This window comes from Thalassobacterium sedimentorum (assembly GCF_031127905.1).
GTDB classification, from domain to species: Bacteria; Verrucomicrobiota; Verrucomicrobiia; order Opitutales; family Coraliomargaritaceae; genus Thalassobacterium; species Thalassobacterium sedimentorum.
Genome location: NZ_JARXIC010000001.1, coordinates 270,771 through 293,070, shown reverse-complemented (window position 1 = coordinate 293,070; position 22,300 = coordinate 270,771). Strand labels below are relative to the sequence as shown.

The 22,300-nt window shown below is 49.5% G+C and carries 19 protein-coding genes and 1 pseudogene; 14 read left to right on the top strand and 6 right to left on the bottom strand.

Annotated features, from left to right (window positions below; translation table 11 throughout):
* Positions 1–11 precede the first annotated feature (11 nt).
* Entirely contained in the window at positions 12–1,175 is a 1,164-nt protein-coding gene (locus QEH59_RS01000) for a substrate-binding domain-containing protein (protein WP_308983493.1), read from the bottom strand.
* A gap of 19 nt (positions 1,176–1,194) precedes the next feature.
* The gene (locus tag QEH59_RS00995; protein ID WP_308983492.1) at positions 1,195–1,950 is read right to left on the bottom strand and encodes a hypothetical protein; all 756 of its coding nucleotides are present in this window, start codon (positions 1,948–1,950) and stop codon (positions 1,195–1,197) included.
* A 703-nt stretch (positions 1,951–2,653) separates the two neighbouring features.
* On the opposite strand from QEH59_RS00995, the gene QEH59_RS00990 reads away from it, so the two are divergent.
* From QEH59_RS00990 to QEH59_RS00985, 3 genes and pseudogenes are all read left to right on the top strand, one after another.
* Positions 2,654–3,406, top strand: coding sequence for a PEP-CTERM sorting domain-containing protein (locus QEH59_RS00990; RefSeq protein WP_308983491.1), 753 nt, complete (start codon positions 2,654–2,656; stop codon positions 3,404–3,406).
* Positions 3,407–3,559: 153 nt separating this feature from the next.
* Positions 3,560–3,682: pseudogene (locus QEH59_RS18965) on the top strand (prepilin-type N-terminal cleavage/methylation domain-containing protein); the annotation flags it as partial.
* Between the two features lie 51 nt (positions 3,683–3,733).
* Positions 3,734–4,267: a hypothetical protein gene (locus tag QEH59_RS00985; RefSeq protein WP_308983490.1), complete on the top strand. Its 534-nt coding sequence runs from the start codon at positions 3,734–3,736 to the stop codon at positions 4,265–4,267.
* A 362-nt stretch (positions 4,268–4,629) separates the two neighbouring features.
* On the opposite strand, the gene QEH59_RS00980 is transcribed toward QEH59_RS00985, so the two are convergent.
* Positions 4,630–7,515, bottom strand: coding sequence for an FAD-dependent oxidoreductase (locus QEH59_RS00980; protein WP_308983489.1), 2,886 nt, complete (start codon positions 7,513–7,515; stop codon positions 4,630–4,632).
* Between the two features lie 99 nt (positions 7,516–7,614).
* Here QEH59_RS00980 and QEH59_RS00975 point away from each other — a divergent pair, with 99 nt between their 5' ends.
* Positions 7,615–8,640, top strand: a complete 1,026-nt coding sequence (locus tag QEH59_RS00975) for a LacI family DNA-binding transcriptional regulator (protein WP_308983488.1) — start codon at positions 7,615–7,617, stop codon at positions 8,638–8,640.
* Here the strand turns inward: QEH59_RS00975 and QEH59_RS00970 are convergent.
* Positions 8,637–9,311: a type II secretion system protein gene (locus QEH59_RS00970; RefSeq protein ID WP_308983487.1), complete on the bottom strand. Its 675-nt coding sequence runs from the start codon at positions 9,309–9,311 to the stop codon at positions 8,637–8,639. The two genes, QEH59_RS00975 and QEH59_RS00970, sit on opposite strands and share 4 nt — an antisense overlap.
* 207 nt (positions 9,312–9,518) lie before the next feature.
* Between QEH59_RS00970 and QEH59_RS00965 the strand changes: the two genes are divergently transcribed.
* On the top strand, positions 9,519–10,424 hold the full coding sequence (locus QEH59_RS00965) for a hypothetical protein (protein ID WP_308983486.1): 906 nt from the start codon (positions 9,519–9,521) through the stop codon (positions 10,422–10,424).
* Positions 10,425–10,454: 30 nt separating this feature from the next.
* Positions 10,455–12,242 carry a glycosyl hydrolase family 28-related protein gene (locus QEH59_RS00960; protein WP_308983485.1) on the top strand — a complete coding sequence of 596 codons (1,788 nt, stop codon included), beginning with the start codon at positions 10,455–10,457 and terminating at the stop codon, positions 12,240–12,242.
* Between the two features lie 98 nt (positions 12,243–12,340).
* Here QEH59_RS00960 and QEH59_RS00955 read toward each other — a convergent pair whose 3' ends face one another.
* On the bottom strand, positions 12,341–13,204 hold the full coding sequence (locus QEH59_RS00955) for an AraC family transcriptional regulator (RefSeq protein ID WP_308983484.1): 864 nt from the start codon (positions 13,202–13,204) through the stop codon (positions 12,341–12,343).
* A 216-nt stretch (positions 13,205–13,420) separates the two neighbouring features.
* Here QEH59_RS00955 and QEH59_RS00950 point away from each other — a divergent pair, with 216 nt between their 5' ends.
* The 8 genes from QEH59_RS00950 (at position 13,421) to QEH59_RS00915 (ending at position 20,056) form a co-directional block, all read left to right on the top strand.
* Positions 13,421–14,440 carry a zinc-binding alcohol dehydrogenase family protein gene (locus QEH59_RS00950; RefSeq protein ID WP_308983483.1) on the top strand — a complete coding sequence of 340 codons (1,020 nt, stop codon included), beginning with the start codon at positions 13,421–13,423 and terminating at the stop codon, positions 14,438–14,440.
* A gap of 42 nt (positions 14,441–14,482) precedes the next feature.
* Positions 14,483–15,469: a zinc-dependent alcohol dehydrogenase family protein gene (locus QEH59_RS00945; RefSeq protein WP_308983482.1), complete on the top strand. Its 987-nt coding sequence runs from the start codon at positions 14,483–14,485 to the stop codon at positions 15,467–15,469.
* Positions 15,470–15,497: 28 nt separating this feature from the next.
* A complete protein-coding gene (locus QEH59_RS00940; protein WP_308983481.1) occupies positions 15,498–16,466 on the top strand; it encodes an LLM class oxidoreductase in 969 nt (322 codons plus the stop codon).
* A 12-nt stretch (positions 16,467–16,478) separates the two neighbouring features.
* Positions 16,479–17,270, top strand: coding sequence for an SDR family NAD(P)-dependent oxidoreductase (locus QEH59_RS00935; RefSeq protein ID WP_308983480.1), 792 nt, complete (start codon positions 16,479–16,481; stop codon positions 17,268–17,270).
* Between the two features lie 8 nt (positions 17,271–17,278).
* Positions 17,279–17,569, top strand: a complete 291-nt coding sequence (locus tag QEH59_RS00930) for a putative quinol monooxygenase (protein ID WP_308983479.1) — start codon at positions 17,279–17,281, stop codon at positions 17,567–17,569.
* Positions 17,570–17,581: 12 nt separating this feature from the next.
* Entirely contained in the window at positions 17,582–18,460 is an 879-nt protein-coding gene (locus tag QEH59_RS00925) for a DUF4437 domain-containing protein (RefSeq protein ID WP_308983478.1), read from the top strand.
* A gap of 133 nt (positions 18,461–18,593) precedes the next feature.
* The gene (locus QEH59_RS00920) at positions 18,594–19,208 is read left to right on the top strand and encodes a type IV toxin-antitoxin system AbiEi family antitoxin domain-containing protein (protein WP_308983477.1); all 615 of its coding nucleotides are present in this window, start codon (positions 18,594–18,596) and stop codon (positions 19,206–19,208) included.
* Positions 19,209–19,213: 5 nt separating this feature from the next.
* Positions 19,214–20,056: a nucleotidyl transferase AbiEii/AbiGii toxin family protein gene (locus QEH59_RS00915; RefSeq protein ID WP_308983476.1), complete on the top strand. Its 843-nt coding sequence runs from the start codon at positions 19,214–19,216 to the stop codon at positions 20,054–20,056.
* A 9-nt stretch (positions 20,057–20,065) separates the two neighbouring features.
* On the opposite strand, the gene QEH59_RS00910 is transcribed toward QEH59_RS00915, so the two are convergent.
* Positions 20,066–22,264, bottom strand: a complete 2,199-nt coding sequence (locus QEH59_RS00910) for a hypothetical protein (RefSeq protein WP_308983475.1) — start codon at positions 22,262–22,264, stop codon at positions 20,066–20,068.
* Positions 22,265–22,300: the final 36 nt, after the last annotated feature.

Sequence of the window (22,300 nt, the reverse complement as noted above, 5' to 3'; positions counted from 1 at the left end):
TGGTCTGCGCATCAGCCTAGCTTCGGAGTCTCGTCAGACACTGGAGGCGGGCAGGACGTTTCCCGAACGATCAGTTCGATCGGAGCCCAGCGGCACTGGGAAATGGATTTGTCGTTCTTTGCCCGGCTATCCAACATATCCAAAGCAAGCGCTGCGGATTCGCCCAAGCCGATGCGAAGAGAGGTCGCAGTTGGATACATCTCCGCTGACATCGGTAGACCATCTGTGCCCACCAGTGCAATGTCGCGCCCGGGGTTGAGTCCGAGGCCCTGTAGTGTCTGGTAGATGAGTGGCAATGAGCTGTCGTCAACTATGAGCGCGGTGGGGCGGTCTGCTGGATCTGATAACGAGGTTTGGAAGGTTTCGAGTGCGGAGGCTGGATTATAACTCAGCTGTGGGGCCCAGTGCGGGGCCACCCGAAGGCCGGATTCCGCCATGAGGCGATAGTAGCACATGCGACGTTCTACCTTATCCCGATGATAGGCTGATGCGTCCGAGCGGGAAAAGAGACCGATTTTCTTGTGTCCCAAACTCCAGAGATGTTCGAGCTGCATGTGAACCAGTTTCTCATTGTTCACCGCAACGCAATACTCAGGAAGGACCGGTGCTGAGGGGAAGAGGTGAACAAAGTTTACATTATGTTGGGTCAGCACCTGGTTGACGTGCTCATTCTGCATACCGATGACGACGCAGGACTGGAAGTCTACCCGGCTAATCAGGTCGTGCATTTCGTTGTCTGCGGCACTGCCGAGAACGACGTGCACCCGTGTGCTGCGTAAATCTTTCCCGCAGCGGCTGACCAATTCCTGAAGCAGGCGTGGGTGGAATGATTCCTTTTCGGATACATCCGCATCCAGTGCATGGGTATTGCTGGTAATGAAAAGGATGTCCACTTGGCCAGTGCTTGCCTTGGAGCCGCCTTCCGCGAGGAAGATGCCGCTGCGGGGGCGTGTCTCGATGACCCCTTGTTTGCAGAGGTCTTCCACGACTGCTTGCACGGTGACTGAACTGACCCGGCAATCTTTGCTGATCTGGCGGACCGACGGCAAGCGATCGCCCTCGTGTCGTTGTCGCACCAGCTTGTTTAGGTGCTTGATGACTCGGCTTCGCTCAGGGGTGCTGACTGAGGACGCTGCTTCATTGTCGCCTTCATTGAATGTGGGTAAGATTGCCATTTTATAATTCCTGCTGTCTTTATTGTTGAGTAGGCTTGATGATCGCCACTTTTAGGTCGTCCATTGCGCTCCAATAGCCCATCGCGTAGTAGCGTAATTGTATTTGGTCTATTGTTGTTAGTTGAAAAGTGATTGGCTTGCTGGGAGAGGACCACGTATTTTCGCCGCTCCAGTCGCAATATGCTTGGGCGTACCCTTCGGATACGAGTAGTTTGACTGCAACCAAGCCAGTGCCCTCTGAAGTTTCATAGTAGGATGCATCTTCAACTTCTGATTGTGATTTTTTTCCGTTGATGACTGCTTCCACGGTTACCGTCGGAGTCTTGGCGCCTCCTTTCACTTGGATTTGGACATAATTATCCTTATCTATGAGTCGCATGGAATAGATGTAGAACTCTGGAGAGGCGTCTGTTTTTACTGCGGCCGAGAAGCTCATTTCGATGGCTTCCTCCGGGGAGAGGGTCGCATTCAGGTCTCTATTGTAGATTTGGAAGTCCCAGGTGCGGTTTGGTGCATAGCTGAGAGCTTGGCCATTTAGTGGGCGTCCGTTGCCTATGATTAGTCGTCCTTGTTGAGCTTCCCATTCTAGTCCTGCGGACTGTTCCAGGAATGTTCCTTTTGCTGATCTTGAGAAGGTGTCGTTTAGTAGGAGGTCTTGGGCCTGGCTTGTGATTGCCCCCAGCGCTAGCGCGCAAATGCAGGCGGCAAGCTTCCTGCGCTTGGGGTGACTTTGAAGAGGCTTGTTGGGGGATGGGTGTTGCTGGAAGTTTTGCATGCTTATGTTAAGTTGATTGCTGTTGTCGCTGGATTGTTGTGTGGTGCTTTGATGTCTGTATCAAATCTGTATTGTTTGTGCTGTCAAATGAATTTATATTGCCCACGAGGAAATGTTTTTTGCTGATTTGGGTGGTTTTTTGTGGGAGGGCGGGTTGAACTATTGTGCGTTCTGTGCTCTGCTCGATGTGTGTGTGTGGGCGGTTTGGTTGATTGTACTGAATTATTGTCGTAGTGGTCTGTGGTATCGTGGTGTTTTGCTTGTCTGGTGTGTGTGATAAAGTGTTTATTATTATGTTTTTATGCTCTATTAGTTGTGGCGTCCCGTGTGGGCTGGTGGTGTCTTTTTAATCTGTGTTGCATGTGTATGATAGCTCTTTCTATGTGGTTTTTGGAGGCTATGCGTCTTTTTGTGGATCGTTGGGGTTGGAGTGCTACAGCGGGGAGACTTGGTTTGTTTTTGAGTGTGTTGGATCGCTTTTTATTGCTTATTATATGGGCGATTTGGGTGGTTTATTTGATTTTTTTATATTTTGGCAAGCCGAATGCTTTGTGGCTTATATTCTTTAATTGTGATCAAAAAAGACGAATGTCGACTTGACTCTTGCTGATTTTCTGTGATGGATCTGTTAAAGGAGATGTTAACTGTGACAACCAATAAGTAAAATAAACCAACAATAAGCGTACTACCGCGACCCATATATATGAAAAATAACTCAAAACTCATCTGGCGGGGGGCCACCACATCCGTCATTCTTTTAACGCTTGGATTTAGTGTTAGCAGCCTCTCAGGCGATGTCGTTGTTGCTAAATACCAATTTGATGGTGGCAGTGCTATTTCAACTGATACTGACTCGTTTACTCTAGCGGGTGATTACAGTATTAGTTCCGTGTCTCAGCCGAATCTCACAAATGGCCAGCAGCCAATGGGATACGATGTCGATGATGAGAATGTTTACTTTTTCTCTGGTGGGACAGCTGACAGTCTTGCGAATTCAATCACATACAATGATTTTCATTCGTTTACTCTGGAGACGGGTGGGAATTTTGTTTCTTTGGACTCGCTTGATTTTGACCAAGGGTTTGTGAGTACACACCCGACCTTGAGCTTTAGTGTGGCGGTTCTTAGTAGTTTCGACGGTTTTGCGACCGCAGGAACTGTTTTGGACAGTTTTACCATTTCAGACTCATCATTTGAAAATGGTGGGTCAGCCATAGAAAGTCGCACTATTGATTTGTCGGGCATTACTGAGCTCCAGAATGTGTCCACGGACATTGAGTTTCGTATTTATTTCTACGACAACTCAAGTGCTAATGATAGAAGTCACACGATTGATAATATTACTTTGACGGCCAGTAGTGTCGTGATTCCAGAGCCTTCATCAATGGCATTGATATTCGCAGTCGTCTCTTTTGGCTCGACGCTTTTAATGCGCCGTGGAAAGCGGAATGCGTAGTGGCTTGTCATTAACGATGGGGGTTCACTTGCTTGCGTGTGTTGCCGTGCGCCACACGCAAGCTTGTAGCTCACTGATTTCTTTCAGTGAGCTACAAGGGCCGAGTGGGCCAATCCCAAATTATTGTAATTATCATATTGGAGGTAGGCTAGGATGAAGCGATCCGGGAGTAAACAAACGAGGTATTGCGTCGGTAGTAGGCAGTCAAGAGTCCAGGCTTTTAGTTTAATTGAACTACTGGCTTCAATCGCTATTATCGCGATCCTGATTGCAGTTATCATACCAGCCATTTCGAGCACTAGAGAAAAGGGGCAGCGCGCTGCATGTGTGTCTAACATCCGTGGACTGTTGACGGCTACACTACAGGAAGCTACCTTGAATAATGGCGTATTTCCGGATCTGCATCATCCTGGGCTCAATTATCCATATTGGTTTGAAGCGGATAGTTTGGAGTCTTTTCGTGAGTCAAACGGATTGTCCAGGGATGCCTTTTATTCTCCTTCTAATTCGGATTGGAATGCAGAAGCGTATTGGGACTATTCATCCGGTGCGCGAGTCGGTGGTTATCTTTATATGGGGAATGATAATAATTGGGGAGCTAGTGCGACCGTCAATGGCGCTAAGGCGGTGGATCTTCCATTCTTTGCGAAAAGAATGGTCGACGAGACAGCTTATCAACACCTTTGGGTGGACCTTACCAGAGAATTGAGTGGTGGTTGGGGAGCTGGTGTCAATCACCAGGAATCAGGCATACCTACTGGATCTCATTCTGGATATCGGGATGGGCACGTTGAATGGGTGCCATGGGAAGACCTGAGTGAGCGCAACCTACAAGTCGGTGGGGTTAAAATGCGATTTTAAGTATAACAAAATTCATAATAATACTATTTATTGATGCAGCCTTCGATCCATTATAGTGAGCTGGCTGGATGCCTAATGTGTTGATTAACCATGCTGCTGAGTATCGGAGACTTGGTATATGGCCCTTTAGGGCAGAATCCGGATTTTCTGCGTGAGGCCATCAAGATCGTTTTGCTGTTTAGCGTAGGCACTGAATTAATTGCGTGGCATTTATAGAAAGTGGGCGATGGTCTTCGCGTGAATTCAATAGAGCTCAGCTATGGGCGCCCGCACTTGTCGGTGCCCAGTTGGTGTTATGATCATTCGGTAATCGGCCATAAATCTCAGGGTTTAGCAAATCTGCAGGGTTCAGTTTGTTTCGACTAATTGGCCTGGTGTGATGGTGGGTTGACTTGGTGCGTCCGCTCGCGCGCTTTAATCTGGAGATTGTGGAAGTGATCGCGTACATGCACACGCTCGTCGTCTTGATATGATTTTGCGAGTGTTGGCTGCTGTCCACATGCCGACTGAATTCGGCAAATAACTAGATGTAATTGCCATAGATGATCTTCTTTTTTCTCTGCACCACTATTGTTGGGAAGTGTGATTTGTTTCTCATTTCGCATTGAGCGTGCAATCGATCGAGAGGGTAATTGATTTGAATCTGGCGGGATCGAGGCCATTAGATTTTCTGTAATGGCGAGTGCATCCGCGAAGGCAATGCTTGCTTTCTGAATGAGGCGTTCGACGGTGAGCGCAATAGAGGTGCGCACGTTTAACAGATGCTCATGGTTCGCTGATTCAATCACTAGAGTTTGATTGCATGTGTTGGTGCCACAGCGACGAAGTAGGATGATTGCCAGTAACCAGAACGGGATGTCGATTTCTTGTCCATAGGCGCCGGCATTGTCTTGTGGATTGATCGCGCCGATTTCTTTGTTATGTATAGCTGTTAGTAGACGCGTTTCTGCGGTGGGATCATTCCACATTGCTAAGACACATGCGGTATAAAAAGTTGCATTCAGGTTGTCCGAGTTTAGCGTTGATTTGATTTGTGAGCTATAGGTCTTAGGTGACTGGTAGATTTGCCAAAGCGACAAGCCTGACTGTCCATTCTCGAGAGTTTTCAAAGGAGTTGGATCACTGGCTGTTTGTGTGCCATAGGGATCCGTCGGGTCAAATGTTTCCGTCTGGTCGCGTAGTAGTGTAGATAGCTTTATATCACGAGCGGATACATGGTTATTTTGTGCGGCTAGCTGGGCGGCTGCTTTGCCGGCAATCTCTCCTAAGCGCTGCATGTCACGCTGCATACGTATCGCATAAAATGCGTTTGGACTCATGCCTGCTGCGCGACATGCGATCCACACATTGGTGAGTCCACGAGGAATTAACATGCGATAGGGGAGCTGTGTGCGCAATGGTGCTCGAAATAAACGACAAGCCCAATAGAAAAAAACCATTTCATCATCCTCAAATTCGAAGTCGACAGAATGTGAATCCGCATGACAGCCAGCTTCGCCAATACTATCGGAAAATTTTCTTTGTGAAACAAGATCGTCGAGTTGTAGTATATAGTCCGTGACTATTTGTCGTGACTGACGTATTCCAAGAATGGGTGCAATCGCGATCAGCGTGCCATTCTTGTAAGCATTTGAATTTTTATACAGCCCAATACCAGTGAGTCGGGCGCGTGTTAGATCTAATGCGGAGGTTGGGTCTAACCAGCCTGCATCATAGTTGAATGTTTGTAATCCAAGTTGTGCCCCCTTGCGTTCTAATGCGAGTGCGGCCAATGAATAGGCTAGATTGCGGCCATCTCCGCTGCGCCCTATGGTGTAGGCGGCACCGGCACGTGTGCACAGGTCCCCATCTCCAGTGGAGTCTATGAAACTACTCGCTTCATATTTGACGACCTGACCTGCGCTTGCTGCGTAGACGGCGGTAACTTGCCCATTTTTCTTTTCTACATCGAAGAGCAATAAATGTCCATTAAAGGTGATCTGCTGCTGTTCAAAAATTTGAAGAATGGCTAATTTTTTGGCATCGTGATGCCAACTATCTTTACTGGGAGCATGTCCCAGTAAGAGTTCTGTTATTTCATTGGTGAGTTTGTCTACTTGAGTTTGAAAGCCACCTGAGATGCCATAAAAGTAGCCAGTGATGCCACCACCTGCTCCGATTCCACCTGGATGCGTTGCAGAATCAATGGCTATAGTCTTGGCGCCCTTTTGTGCAGAAGCCATAGCGGCGATGGATCCTGCGGTTCCAGTGCCTGCTACTAGCACATCGCATGAGATAACCTTGTTAATGGCGATGACAGTTTTGGCTGTGTTACCGGTGAGCTCGGAATGCAGTGGGCGGGGAATGTGACTAGTTGCTCCAACTAAGAAGCGCTCTTCTATTGAATTGGGAGCAATTTCTGCATTCACGGATGGTGATAGCACCGTTAAGTTGTTGCACTTAATTGAGAGTGGAGAGGGCGTCTTGGATATTTCGTATTTTGGGTAGGGCATCATGCCGCAATGGCTCACGATTACGGAGGCTTCTTTAGGCAGTTCCTTGCGTAATGTTCTGAGTTGTTCAACTAAAGGCTGTCCCCATGCGCCTTGATGCGAGATCCATGACAAATACTGCTCTTCTTTTTTGAGACTTCCTATGAGTGTAATTGGTGTCGCCGTGTTGCGCTTCTGAAGTTGATCTATCACAATCTGCCATTGATTAGATTGTAATCCGATGCGCCAGATCTGTGTCTGACGGCGGCATGTATAGTCTGCTTCAGGTTCGGTGAGTTTATAAATTTCTGCGTTCTCAGTGCAATCAAGCCAGTGTCTTGCTTGTATTTGCTGTAAGCCTGATTTTGTTGCAAGTGTAACTGAAATGATCTGTTGCGAGAGGACTTCGACAGATACTGTCGGTGCGTATAAAACTGTATCAATGTTGGGGCAGGCGGCTTTCGAGGATAACCGCTCCGCGGCCAATATTTCTGCGCCTACTGGGTCGAAATAGTATTCATTACACGCTTTGAAAGCTCGTAAATCATCGATCCAATCGAACCAAGCAGGGTGCTTACTTTGCTTGCTTAGTTGGTTTTCGAGCGCGGCGGTTGATTCCCACAGCAACTGTCCGCTGGACTCAACGAGCAGCACTTGATAGTTAGCTTTTGCTAGGCGTAACGCTGCAGAGAATCCAATATACCCAGTTCCGAATATGACATAGTCATAAATTGTCGTGGCTATTTGCTTTGTTGAATAGGTGAACGTCTTCTTCAAAATATATGTAAACGATTCTTAGGTTAGTGTCATCGGAATGCATATATATTGTAAATACGAGCTATTGACGTCACCTTATGTTTTATTCAAACATTTGATATGGCATCTTATATTACTATCAAAGACATCGCTAGAGAGGCCGGCATGCACTATTCAACCGTTTCGTTGGCTTTGCGGGAGGATCCTCGATTGTCGGAAGCGACTCGTTCGAGGATTCGTAAAATTGCAAATGAGATGGGATATGTACCAAGCGCCGCAATGAAGGCTTTATGTGCGTATCGTGAGCAAAATCGCACGCGTCCCATACAAAGTGCGCTTGCCTATTTGACGGATATGCCGCGCTCTGATCCATTTAATGCGATGGTGATGCGTCGAGCCAGAATGAAGGCGCAGCAGTTAGGTTATGAGCTAAATGAATATAATTTGAGCGATGCAGGTAGTAGTTTAAAGCATTTCAAATCGGTCTGGTGGAATCGTGGAATTAAGGGAGTTCTAGTCGGCCCCTTTGCCGAGTCAGGTGCTGATTTGGGAGATGAATGGTCGCAGTTTATTGTGATTGAATATGGTTATTCAGTCAGTCAGCCAAATTTTACTAGAGCGGTGTTAGATCACTATCACAATATGTTGACGCATTTGGATATTTTAAGGAAACGAGGATATCGTCGGATAGGTTTAGTGCTGTCTCAAGCACTGAGTAACCGAACTCACGGAATTTTACATAGTGCATATCTTTACGAGCAGGTGGCTAGTGGTTCTGCTAAAATAGAACTTCATTCGAAAGATTTCCTGGATGCTACATCGATTCGTCAGTGGATTGATCGCAATCAATTGGATGCTGTGATCGCTCATGAAAGAGAACACGCATTGATATTGGAATCCGGCTTGAAGATTCCAGAGGAGGTCGGTTTTTCCATTATAGGCTGGAAGGGCTATTCGCCGAAAACTCCAGATGAGATTTCGGGCTTTGATACCAAACCTGAGATACTTGCAGAAAGTGCGGTTAGTTTTTTGGTCGCTCAAATGCATGAGCATGTCTATGGGGTTCCCAAGACTCCAAAGTCTCTAATGGTTGCAGGTGAGTATCATGAGGGAGGCACCATATTGCCTGCTGTTGCGGCTTCTTAATTATCAAGAAACCACGCTTCTGATTTATCGCTAATTTCCTCCATCGTGTGTGCCGCGGTATGGCCATCATAGTAGATAACTGCGGCTTTGCCACTGTATCGATAGGCGACTGTGCTGCCTGAAGAGACTTCCACTCCGGTGTATTTTTTTGTGCCATAATAAGAGACGATCCAGTCCAATGCATCGGTCATCGCGATTGTTTTCGCTGGTTCATCAACTTTGTAAACTGAAAGCTGCCAGAGGTTTCCTGGGGTAGAATATCCAGTTAAGCCTGTTATATTCATTGCATAAGAGCGGTCAAAGCGTGGCTTGCCATGAGAATCTAGAACATTTGCGTTGGGCGAAAATAGGTCATCGGGCCACTCCTGATCCTCCTGTAGGCCTAAAAATGCTCTATATTGATCATTCTCTAGCCACCGAAGTAAGGTGCCATTGTTATCACGAGAGGCGATTGGGACATAGTGGCCGCCATTATCATTTGCATACATTGTATTTGCAGCATGGAGCTCCCGGATATTGCTTAAGCTTGTGGTTAACAGGGCTTTTTCGCTTACCCGGCCCAGTGATGTCATCAGGATACTGGCTAAGATTGCGATGACAGCAATCACCACGAGAAGCTCGATGAGTGTAAAAGCGGTTGCAGGCTTTCTTTGTAATGTATTGACGGGCATGGTAGTTAATCCAAATGCAGATTTATTTTTGGAACATAATTTATACTGTGGAGGAGGAGCATAGTGCAACTCTGCCTCAATTCAAACACTTGAATTATTTTTCAAATGTTTGAATGTTAAAGCTTTTGATCCTCTGCTATGCCAGACTAGATTGCAAGGTCTGCGCGTCTCATGTCTGGACGATATACCTAACAATCCATTAATATTATGAAAATACCCAATCAGAGTAAACACGGCTTAATGATCTTTACGGCAGTATGTCTTGCTTCGGCTAGCATCCAGGCCGAGACCTTAATTTCATACAGTGCGAGTAACGGTTATGTGGCTACTGATGCCAACTTTGCGCGTCCAACTGCGCAAGTTGCGAGCAACCCCTATGTATACCGTACTAGTTTTAGCGATACGAATCAGATGAGTCCAGTATCTGGATATACGGGGCCTACGTTCTATGGTGGGCATGAGTTTTGGTCGGATAGTGTCGATGGTGGCTTCAGTCGTCGACAGATCCGCAACAATACGGGGTCGGACAATACGGATCAAATTTACTTACAATCTTATAGCAGTGGAGGCTTTTTGAATGAAGAGCTGCGATTGGCTGGAGTTTATATTTTTAAGCAAGAAGATTTCTCCAATGACTTGAACACAGGGGCGGTGACTTTAACTAGTCTGACAGTATCCACTGCAGGTTTTATTAATTCGACGGATGAAAGTTTAGATTTCGATGGACGCTATGTCGTTCAGGTTGCCGGCGGTAATTACTATGTCTCTCAAACTGCTTTGAATTTACGTCAGAATAATGGGAGTTTTTCGCTGAGCGGTACTGCGCTATCGAATGAACAATGGGCACTTTATACGCCATCAACTTCACTCAATTTTGATCAAAATGCGGCATCCTATACTTCGATTTCGCTTTCTGAGATTACTGCTGTTGGATTGTATTTTGAAGAAGACGAATGGATAGGAACAGATAGTTCCAGCACTGCCTATGGTTTGGGAATTCGTTCCTTTGAAGCGAGTGGCACCAGTAGTATTCCAGAACCTGCTCATGCCGGAGCGATGATATTGGCTATAGTTTGCTCAGTCGGGGCTTTTTTACGCCGTCCAAATCATTAAATTTGTAGTATTTATAATACTCACTTCGCTATGTCACAGCTTCCGTCTCTAGTTCTTACGTATGCACTCTTCTTGAGTGTAGGTTGCTCGCCAGCTGTTGATTCCGCAGTGAATCAAACATCTTTTGCTCCATCCCAGGGAAGTTGGTATTCCGAGCTATACGATGAGAGTTGGTCCGCATTGCCGGACCTAAGTTTTGAGACCGATGCATTCATTCAAGATTTTTCATATGCAGGTTACGCTCTTGGACATCAGGTGCCACCAGTGCTTGTAAATGTGCCCATCTTGAATGTGCTGGATTTTGGAGCCGATCCAATGGGAGTGCGGGATAGCACGGAGGCAATTCAAGCAGCGATTAATCAGGCGGCTTCGCTGAATCGGCAGGCGGTTGTGGTATATTTACCTGAAGGAACTTATCGCATTTTGCCGAAGCAACCTGGAGCGTCTACGCTGGCGATCCGTAAAGATGGTATCGTGCTACGGGGGGCGGGTATTGGCCGGACATTTTTGTTCAATGATGCTACGGTGATGCGGGGACAACAAATTATTCGTGTTACAGGTACACCTGATGCCGATTGGTTGCGTGAAGGCAACGAAAGCGTGCTGATCACTGCTGATTTGTCAGGACCTACGATCGAGATTCCCGTGGAACAGACGGAGCCTTTTGAAGTTGGTGATGCAATCATCTTAAGAGTCGACCCTAATCAGGCTTGGATTGAAGATCATCAGGAATTCGGGTGGCTGGGCTATGAGCAGAAGCTTGGCAGCATGCTTTATTATCGTAAAATAGTAGGCATTGATCGAGCCAGAAACATACTCACCATTGATGCTCCCACTCGATATACTATGAAGCGTTCTTATTCGGCACGGGTATATCCAAAACCTGGCATGGTTAAGAATGTTGGTTTAGAGGGCTTTTCGATTGGTAATCGGGAGCACCCAGGACGTGACGGTTGGGAGAATTTAGACTTCGCTGCGCCAAGTGGTGAGTATACTCAGCGTCTCGCTGAAAGTCGTGATCTTCCTTTGGATTTCGCACAAGAAAAGAAAAGCGCTTATGACGTTCACTTTTCCTATGTGATTCTTATGCAGAATGTAGAGAACTCCTGGATTCGGGACGTCGAGAGTTTTGCCCACAGTCAAAATGAATTGGGTACCCATTTTCTGTCTAATGGGATACGTCTAAAGCAGAGTCGTGCTGTGTCTGTATTAAATTGCTCGATGCAAAAGGCCCAATATGGAGGCGGTGGAGGAAATGGATATATGTATCGAATTGACAATTCGAACGATTGTTTCATTGCCAATTCATTGGCAGCCTATTCACGCCATGGTTTTTCCATTAGTGGAATGTCGTCTTCTGGTAATGTGTTGTATCGTTGCCGGGATAAGGAGACTGGCCGGCAAACCGCTGGTTCTGGAAAAACACATGGGAAGGGCAGTGATCATCATATGTGGTTTAGCCATTCTAACTTATTCGATAACTGCATTGCTGAGAATAGCTGGTTCGAGGCTCGTGATCGCTACTATGATCGCCTTTCGAAACCAAAGCATAATTCGACCTCCGCGCATACCGTAATATGGAATACTACTGGAATTTCCAATCAATTTCATCCGTTTGTAGTATGGAGCATGCAGGCTAGGTACGGATATGTTATTGGAACTCAGGGAGCAGTGGTTGACGTTCGGACTGATGGCGATTATCCCGCCCGGGAAGAGGTGAGTGCTCCTGTAGATATTGTTGAAGGAGTCGGCAAGGGAGAGACGTTATATCCACAGTCTTTGTATTTACATCAACTGGCACGACGTTTGGCTGAGTAAATGTTTTGGAGGCCTATTCTGCTAGCAGAGAGTCGTGTATGTTCTGGCAATGATATTGGCTGGCATCATTTTGTTGCGAATCCAGTGTCAAGATCGGCTTACGCGCTCAGCAAATAAGTTTTACCGTCGATTGCTTTGAATTGCGTGATGGTGATACCGTAGGCTTTCTTGAAGGTGCGGGCCAGGTGACTGCTATCGGTGAAGTTCAATTCGTAGGCGATCTCTTTGAGTGACTGGTCGGTGTGCAGCACCTTGGTTTCGACCAAGCGGAGTTTTGCTTTGGTAATGTAGTTGGCCAGGCTCTCACCGGCTTGCTTTTTGAAATACTCCGAAAAGTAAGTGGGCGAGATGCCGAACTTTTCCGCCAGCGCGGGCACGCGGATCTTATCCTTGTCCGCGAGGTGATTGTTGATGTAGCGCAAAATTTCGCCGAAGCGGTTTTCCACTTCATTGGCCTGCTCGACGTAGCGTTTCTCGATGCTGCGGGCGAGGATGTTGAGAATGGAGGCGACCGTTCCGCTGATGATGGCGTCGGAGTAGGCATCGGCTGACGCGTATTCCTGATAGATCGATTTGATGTTGTGGATGATGAACTCGCGCTCCCGCTCGGAGGCAATGATGTCGCCCGGCACCTTGTTGTAGTTTGCGAGAATATAAGCGATGCGATCGAACCATTCACGGTGCTGGGTGAGCCCGTCCTCGTTGATGAAATAGTGATCCGTGAAGCGGATGTAGTAAAAGCGCGAGGGCTCCTGCACCTTGAAAGAGTGGCAGTCCAGCGGCGGCAGCAGGAAGATGTGTCCGGCTTTGTAGGGAAATTCGTGCTGGTTGATGCATTGAATGCCGGCGCCGCTCTCGACGTAAACAATTTCAAAGAAGCTGTGTTTGTGCGGGCGCTTGCCCCAGCTGGAGAGCTCCTCGACTTCGATCTCAAAGATTTTTTTGGCGGATTCAGTGATCATGGTATATTTCTGGGTTCGTTGGACTAACTAGTGGGCATATTCTGCGAATTATCCACTATAATCTGCGAATTCCTCAATGGATGGCACAGATTTCCAATAATTATACCGAACAAGCCATGTTTCCTACAAGGCTTTGCATTTGCTGGTGGCAAGCGACGCTGCGACAGTAGGTGCACACTCACATTCGAGAACACGACCACACGAAACCACAAAATTATGAAAGCAATCGGATACACACAAGCTAGCCCCATCTCGGCAACTGACGCATTGATCGAATTGGAAATTGAAAAACCGCAAATCGGACCGCGCGACTTACTGGTCGAAGTCAAAGGCATCTCGGTCAATCCAGTGGATGTCAAAGTTCGCATCAGCCAGGAAATGGGACCTGAGCCCGGCACGAGTAAAGTGATCGGCTACGATGCCGCTGGAATCGTCCGCGAGGTCGGCAGCGAAGTCCGTCTCTTCAAAGTCGGCGACGAGGTCTTCTACGCCGGAGACATCACCCGCCAAGGCACAAACGCGGAATTCCACGCAGTCGATGAACGCATCGTCGGCAAGAAGCCGTCCTCATTGGACTTCGCCGAAGCGGCTGGCATGCCGCTGACTGCGATCACGGCCTGGGAGCTCTTGTTTGATTCGCTTGGTCTAAAGGAAGGCGAAGGCGCTGGTGAATCCATCCTCATCATTGGTGGCGCGGGCGGAGTCGGCTCCATTCTCATTCAGCTGGCTAAGAAGTTAACTGGCCTGACTGTCATCGCCACTGCCTCACGTCCCGACACTGTTGAGTGGGTCAAAAAGATGGGCGCCGATCACGTGATCAATCACCGCGAATCGTTGGTCGATCAGATGCAGGCCCTCGGCATCGCCCCGAAATATGTCGCCTCGCTCAACGGCACCGAAGAGCACCTACCCGCGATCATCGAGCTGATCCAACCGCGCGGACACATCGCCCTGATCGATGACCCTGAAACACTGGATGCCACTGCCCTCAAGCCCAAGTCACTCAGCCTGCGCTGGGAGTTCATGTTTGTGCGCTCCATGTTTCAGACCGACGACATCGAAGAGCAGCACCGACTCCTCAACCGCATTTCCGAGCTACTCGACGACGAGACCCTCGTCTCCACCGTGACCGCAAATCTCGGTGGCCTGACCGCCGAAAATCTGAAGCAGGCGCACGCCTTACAAGAGAGCGGCCGCGTGATCGGCAAGAATGTCCTAGGCGGCATCGAAGCCTAATTCTAAATCAACAAATAACTGAATAAAGAAAAGGAACTTATTATGAAAGCAATGCAACTCAATGCCTATGGCGCCGACTCAGTCTTTGAAGCCGCCGAAATCGAAACACCTGCCCTCAAGGCGGGGCACGTCCTCGTCAAAATCGCCGCCTCCAGTGTCAACACGGTCGACACCATGATCCGCAATATGGGCGAAGAACTCCCGCTCTCGCCGGTAACCTCGGCCATCCTCGGAATGGACTTTGCCGGCACGGTCGAAGCGGTCGGCGCAGGCGTCACAGACTATGCCGTGGGCGACGAAGTTTATGGCTGCGCGGGCGGTCTCGCGGACCTGCCGGGCACGCTGGCGGAATACATCGTGGCGGACAGCCAGTTGATCGCACACAAAGCGAAGAACCTATCCATGCGCGAAGCCGCAGCCTTGCCGCTGGTCGGGATCACTGCCTACGAAGGTCTCCAGCGCGCGCAGATTGCAGCCGGACAAAAGGTCCTCGTGCACGGCGGCTCGGGTGGCGTCGGTCACATCGCGATTCAATTGGCCAATCACTGGGGCGCAGCGGTTTACTCGACCGGCGGTGGCGATGCCCAGACCGCACTCATCGAGCAGCTCGGCGCGACTCCCATCAACTACAAGACCGAGACCGTGGCCGACTATGTTGCCAAACACACCGACGGCACCGGGTTTGATCTCGTCTTTGACAGCGTGGGCGGAGCCAATCTACTCAACTCCTTCGAGGCCGCAGCACTCAACGGACAGATCGCCACCACTGTGACGCTCTGCGAGCTCGACCTCAGCGCTGCGCACTTCAAGGGCCTCTCGCTCCATGTCGTCTTCATGCTCATCCCGATGTTGCACAATCATAAGCGCGAACAGCACGGAGCCATCCTGCGCGCCCTCACCGAGATCGCCGAAGCCGGCGCTCTCAAGCCGGTGCTCGATGCAACAAACTTCACGCTCGAACAAGCCGGCGAGGCCCACGCCCGTCTCGAAAGCGGCAAAGCCATGGGCAAGGTCGTCATCGAGAATTAATTCGAAACCCGCCAACCATCCGCACACCATGCCAACACCACCAGTCAGCCCCGCCTACAGCTCCATCAACCGCGCTTACAACTCCGTGTTCCGTCCCGGCAAGTTGAGTCTTGGACTGGTCGTGCCGATTGAGGCCAACCGCAACAATCCGGTGCCGACCATGGCGCAGCATCTGGAGCGGGTGCAACTCGTGGAGCGCTTGGGCTTTGCCGCGGTCTGGTTGCGCGATGTGCCCTTCAACGTGCCGTCCTTCGGCGATGCTGGTCAGCTCTTCGATCCCTTCGTTTATCTCGGCCTGCTCGCGGGGCAGACCGAACGCATCGCGCTCGGCGTGGCCAGCGTCGTCTTGCCGCTGCGGCATCCGGCTCATGTGGCCAAGGCCGCCGCGACTGCGGATGTGCTCTCGGGGGGACGCCTCCTTCTCGGCGTCGCTTCCGGCGATCGTCCCGACGAATATCCGGCCCTCAACTTGCCCTTTGAAAACCGGGGCGCTCGCTTTCGTGAAAGCTTCGACTATATTCGCCGCATGAGCGAAACCGCGCCGGAGTTTGCAAATGCCTACGGGCAACCGGGCCGTGGCATGGACATGCTGCCCAAACCGGTCGGCGGACAACTACCGCTGCTCATCACCGGAGGGAGTCAACAGGCACCAGAGTGGGCTGCAGCGCACGGGGATGGTTGGATGCTGTATCCGCGTCCACCGGCCACACAGGCGCAGCTGATCCGCAACTGGAACGACCGCGTGATCGACGCCGGCCGCTCACCGCAGCCCGTCATGCAGTCGCTCTACGTCGATCTGCTCGACGATCCCGATGCCGCGCCGCGTCCCATTCATCTCGGCTTACAAACCGGTGTGCGCTATCTGATTGAACATCTACAAGCCTTGGAAGCCGCAGGCATCAATCACGTCGCGCTCAACCTGCGCTTCAATCAGACTCCGATCGAACAGACACTGCAGCAATTGGCCGACGTGCTCTTGCCGCAGTTCCACTCATAAACCAAACACGCGATGCATAAAACCATTCTCATCACCGGAGCCACCGACGGCATCGGCCTCGAAACCGCCAAGCTGCTGGCCAGCCAAGGGCATACGCTCCTCCTACATGGCCGCAACCCTGAAAAACTGGCTAAAGTCGCCACTACGCTGGGGACACAGTCGCAGGTCGAGTCTTACGTCGCCGACTTTTCTAGTATTGAAGAAGTTGATACAATGGCCCAGTCCATTAATGAAAAGCACACGCAACTGGATGTCTTGATCAACAACGCCGGCGTTTACAAAACTCCCAGCCCATTCACACCCGCAGGGCTCGATGTGCGCTTCGTCGTCAACGCCATCGCGCCTTATCATTTAACGCAGCAGCTCCTGCCCTTGCTCGGCCAGTCCGGGCGCGTGGTCAATCTCTCCTCCGCCGCGCAGTCGCCAGTGGATTTGCAAGCCCTCGCCGGTCAGCATCGGCTCGATGATATGGCCGCCTACGCGCAAAGCAAACTGGCGATCACCATGTGGACCCGTCACTTGGCGCAAGCCCATCCTGACGGCCCGGTGGTCGTTGCGGTAAACCCCGCCTCCTTGCTCGGCAGCAAGATGGTCAAAGAGGGTTTCGGTGTCGCGGGCGGAGACCTGCGCATCGGTGCCGACATTCTTGTGCGCGCTGCCTTGTCGAATGAATTTGCTGCGGCCTCCGGTCAATACTACGACAACGACCGTAAGCGCTTCGCGCAACCACACCCCGACGCCCTGAACAAGACCAAGGTCAACGCACTCGTCGACGCCATCGAAACAATACTATCGAACCACTAAAACACATTATGACAAAACTCACCATCACCGCCACCATTATAGCCAAGGCCGATTGCATCGATCTGGTTAAGTCTGAACTCGAAAAAGTCGTCGCGCCGAGCCGTAAGGAAAACGGCTGTATCAACTACGACCTACACCAGGACAATCAGGATCCTGCGCATTTTTTCATGTTCGAAAACTGGGAGACACGTGAGCTCTGGCAGGCACACCTCGAGAGCGCACACTTTAAGCAATTCGCCTCCATTACCGAGGGAGCGCTTGAGAATCTCGCGATCCACGAAATGACGCAGATCGTATAAGCGAAATCAAGCATGTGGAATCCTTGTAAATCACTGCACTCACCAGCTCTATCATTCATAAAAGCCAAACTCACTCTCATCGCACTCTCGGCCGCACTGGCCACTCAACTAGTTGCCGCCACGCCCGCGGACTCCACGGTTGAAATCGTCCATGCCTCGCAAGTCGAGTGGACCCACCTCAATCCGAAACGCGGCGACCTGGCTCCCAAGGCGGGCACACTCTGGGGCGACCGCGAGGGCACTGGCCCAACGGGATTTCTTCTCAAGCCGCCACAGGACTTCGAGTCACCCCCGCACATTCACAACATCTCCTACCGCGGAGTCGTGATTCAAGGTGTCATACACAACGACGATCCCGGTGCCGCCAACATGTGGATGCCCGCCGGCTCTTTCTGGACCCAGCCTAAAGGGGAAGTGCACATCACCGCAGCCGCAGGCAGCGGCAGCCTCGCTTACATCGAAATCGAGGAGGGACCCTATCTTGTGCAGCCAGAAGAGGAAGCCTTCGACAGCGGCGAACGGCCTGTTAATATAGACAAGGACAACTTGGTCTGGCTTACGGCAGACGACATGAAATGGATCCAAGCGGACGGAACCGCCATCGCCGTCCTTTGGGGCAAAACCGAAGCGGGACAGCTCAATGGTAGCATGCTCCGACTGCCCGCCGGATTCAACGGCTCCATACTTACCGAAGCTAAGCGCTTTGGCGCCGTCATCGTGCAAGGCGAGCCCAGCTACACGCAAAGCTCAGGTGAAACATTCACACTTGAAGCCGGCAGCTATGTCCGCTCGGTTGGCAGGACCACCCACAAAATCAAAGCCGCTGACAACGAAGCCAGCACACTTTACATTCGCACCGATGGCCCGTATCGAGTCGTCGCGGATAAATGAGGTCACGCTCCACTGACTAAACCATTCGGCCCACCAGAGGCTTTTATAGCGGAAAAATAGGTGCAGGTTTTCTGACTTGAGTGTGTTTCATAGTTAAGTAAGAATTATATATGTTACTTAATTTTGAAACAATATGCCGTCACCAACTGAACAGCAACGTCTCCACGAACTCGCGATCTCTCGCTCACTTCTAAAGGAAAGCGAAATCAGAGAGCACGGCATCAGCAGCATGGCGATCAGTCGTGCCGTCGCCAAAGGTGAGCTAGAACGGCTTAGCCGCGGTCTCTATCGTCACCCCGAAGCACCATGGGACGAACATCTTAGCATCGCAGAAGTCGCAGCCCGAGTGCCACAATCTGTGATCGTGCTAGTCAGCTCCCTGCAGTTTCACCAGATCGGCACGCACCAAGCACATTCCGTTTGGATTCAACTTCGCAATAACGCCGTGCCCCCACGCATCGACTACCCCAAAATTGAAGTCGTCAAGACTGGCATCAGCGAGGCCTTTTCAATAGGCGTAGAGACTCACCTTCTCAACGATATCGATGTGCGCATCACCAACCCAGCTCGCACCGTCGTCGACTGTTTCAAATATCGTCGCAGAGTTGGCCTCGAACTCTGCCTGGAAGCACTCAAGGATCTATTGGCATCCAAGCAACACCGCACAACACCCGCCGATATTCTGGAATTTGCAAAACTCCAGCGAGTTACCTCAGTCATACAACCCTATCTCGAAGCTCTCGTTTAAGCACAATGCCAGCACCCAAAAATATCACCGCATCGATCCAAGAGCGTTTGAGAAATGAAGCTCGTAGCACGAAAGTAGCCTACAACACCCTGCTCGAACACTTCGCCCTCGCTCGCTTTTTTGCGCGTCTAAGTCAGAGCCAATACGCAGATCGATTCGTGCTAAAAGGAGCTCAACTCTTTCGCATCTGGAATGACAACTTACACCGTCCCACAAGAGATGCCGACTTCCTCGACTACCACGCGCTTCCACCAGAGCATTTGGCTCAGGTTATAGATGCTATCTGCGCACTCACGCCCGCACAGATCGACACACTCAAATGGCTCCCAAGTGCAGTCACCCCGATACGTTCCGAAACATCTGAAGGCGGCAATCGCGTTAAAATAACTGCGCTGCTGGGAACAATGAAAATCCACCTTCAAATAGATGTCGGCTACGGGGATACCGTCACACCTTCACCACAGGCGAGTCAATGGCCCGGAATCCTCGATTTTTCTCCAGTGCCACTCATGACCTATCCTGTGGAAACCGTCATCGCAGAAAAACTGGAAGCGATCGTCAGCTTGGCACTCGCCAATAGTCGAATGAAAGATTTCTACGATCTCTACTGGCTCCTCTCACGGTTATCGCCCAATCCAGACAACCTGCGACAAGCCATTCACAATACCTTCCAACATCGTCAAACAGCACTCCCACTGTCCACGCCCATTGCATTCACCGCAGAGTTCTTTCAAGACCCACAGAAAATAACTCAATGGCAGGCTTTTCTGCGAAAAAATGCCCTGAATGCACCCAGCTTAAAAGATGTCATTCAAATCATCAGACCTCTCTTGCAGCGGCAACCGTAGCATCGGATGTCAATCCAACTGTCCGACTTCCCCAAGCCCATCCAGCAATTGCTTGATATCTGCGTGTAATCGATAGAGATGCCTAGAGGACATATCTAGGATCGGCTCAAACATGAAGGAGTTGAGATGGATATTCTCTGGGGTCATGAGATTAACCTGATCAAGCGTTGAGATGACCGCTTGCTCTGACGTAAATTTGTCAGCGAATTTATCGGACAGGATCCGGGTTTGATTTACTTTAGGCTCCTCCCATTCTGGATCGTTCAGTCTTCTAAGCATAAATTTTTCTGCCATTAGTCGAATAGCTATTGCCAGAATTATTTTTTCTTCCAGTTCAATATGGTCTTTCGCTTCGGTAGCAATTTCCTCCGCAACAATTTGTATTCTCTCTAAAACGCGAAGTGAGCGATCATGCTTTATCTCAGGCAATGCCTTTTGAAGGATTATACTAAAATCGTCGACTAGGTCAGCATACGTTTTAGAGGCAGAATTTGCTTTAATGTGTAGCACCTCAGTTAATGACCTCGCCACACTCTTATGGCCACTGTATGTGGCAAGATTTCGAACAAATGGAACACTCGCAATAAACACGCGCTCATTCACCCCCATCTTGCCCCTCCAAGACACAAAGACATCGTTTTGATATTTCTCACTTTGGAGGTCAATCTCATTGGCTCCTCTAGTTGCGACTAGACGGTTATCATACGACAGTCCTAACCTACTGGCTAAGGTCCGATGAAAGTCGAAGTTATGGGTTAGGAATATTAGGTAAAACCCATCCCGCTTCGACAGTTCACGGAGATATTCGACTATAGCATATTTATTTCGATAGTCGAATGAATCTGCAATATCATCCACAATAAACAGCGTCTCTTGATTCGCCTCTTTCCGAGTTTCTACCTCAAACAATAGATTGAGAATGTAAAGTGCACGCCTTTCCCCTCGGCTTAACACTGAAAGCAGTGTTTTCTCATCAACACCATCAGCCGACTCGCTGTCTTCGAAGGAAAACGACTTAGCTGGCTTTTCACCTTTTAGTATAACATCAGCTTGATTCTGAATTGAAATATTGAAGGGGACATCAAAGCGCCTATTAAATATCTGAATCACCTTTGTCCATTTGGTTTCTTCCTCCTTGGCTGATGCTATGAGACGTGTAAGCACCTCCTTCGTATCATGTGAAGATTGCAGAAACTCATTCAATTCCTCTTCGCACTCCTGAAAATACGCAAACCAGAACTTCTTCTTAAGAGCCTCCAAATCATTCAGGTCAGCAAGTAGCTCTTTGTTGCTTTCTATCAAAGCCCTGAGCTTTTTAGTGTCCGCATTACCAAGAGCCTTATCAACTGCATCGAATCGCCTCTTGAGAGATGTGTCTGAGAGAATCTTTTCCCGTTCTTGCTGGAAGATATCCTCAAGCTCTTCAGAGCTTGATATCATTTTGGATGAATCCCCAACTTTCAATGTTACAAAGTGTCCAGCAGTATAAAACCCTGCATCTTTTAACCCTTTGCAAACTGCTGTTGCACCTTGGTGATTAAAGGTGCGACAAAGAATTGGAGATTCTTCGACCAGCTTATTGTAAAGTTCGACATACTCTTCAAGCTGCGCCTGGAAATCTCTCTGTTTTAGAACCGCTAAAGTCTTCGGATTAAATATTTCAGCATACTTCACGTCTTTTAGGTGAGCAACCGTGTGGTCACCTTGTTGCAGTGCTTCGATTTTCTCAGAAAAATCTTCTTCGGTTGCCCCTAAATCTGCCGCCAATACAATATCAGGAGTTTCTGTTCGGCTAGTGATGCCAGACAGCTGTTTCAATTCTCCCGTCAGGGTCTTCCTTTTAGCCAATAGGCTTTTAACTGAGATAGCGTATTCCTGCTGCAAGGAGGGATTCGCAATAAGAGTTGAGACTGTCTCAGACTCATAAATTTTCACGTAAGGCTTTATGACAAAAACAGTCTTGGGATCGAGTTCGCTGTTATCCCACTGGATATCACGAACCGTCTCTCTTGAGGGGAAAATCAAATCCTTACTCTCTTCTCCTTTTGAATGGTCAGCGAAGGTTCTCGCCAAAGAACTCTTCATGACTCCATTCGCTGCGTAGATAGAGAAAGCACCACCACGGCCTTCGTGCTTACCGAGATCGAATGAGCCTTTCAGTTGCCGAATTCCGTAACAATTGGTGAGGTTTATACTAAGAGTCGGCATAACATTTGTGGGGGTATTTCACTATACAAATTAAAT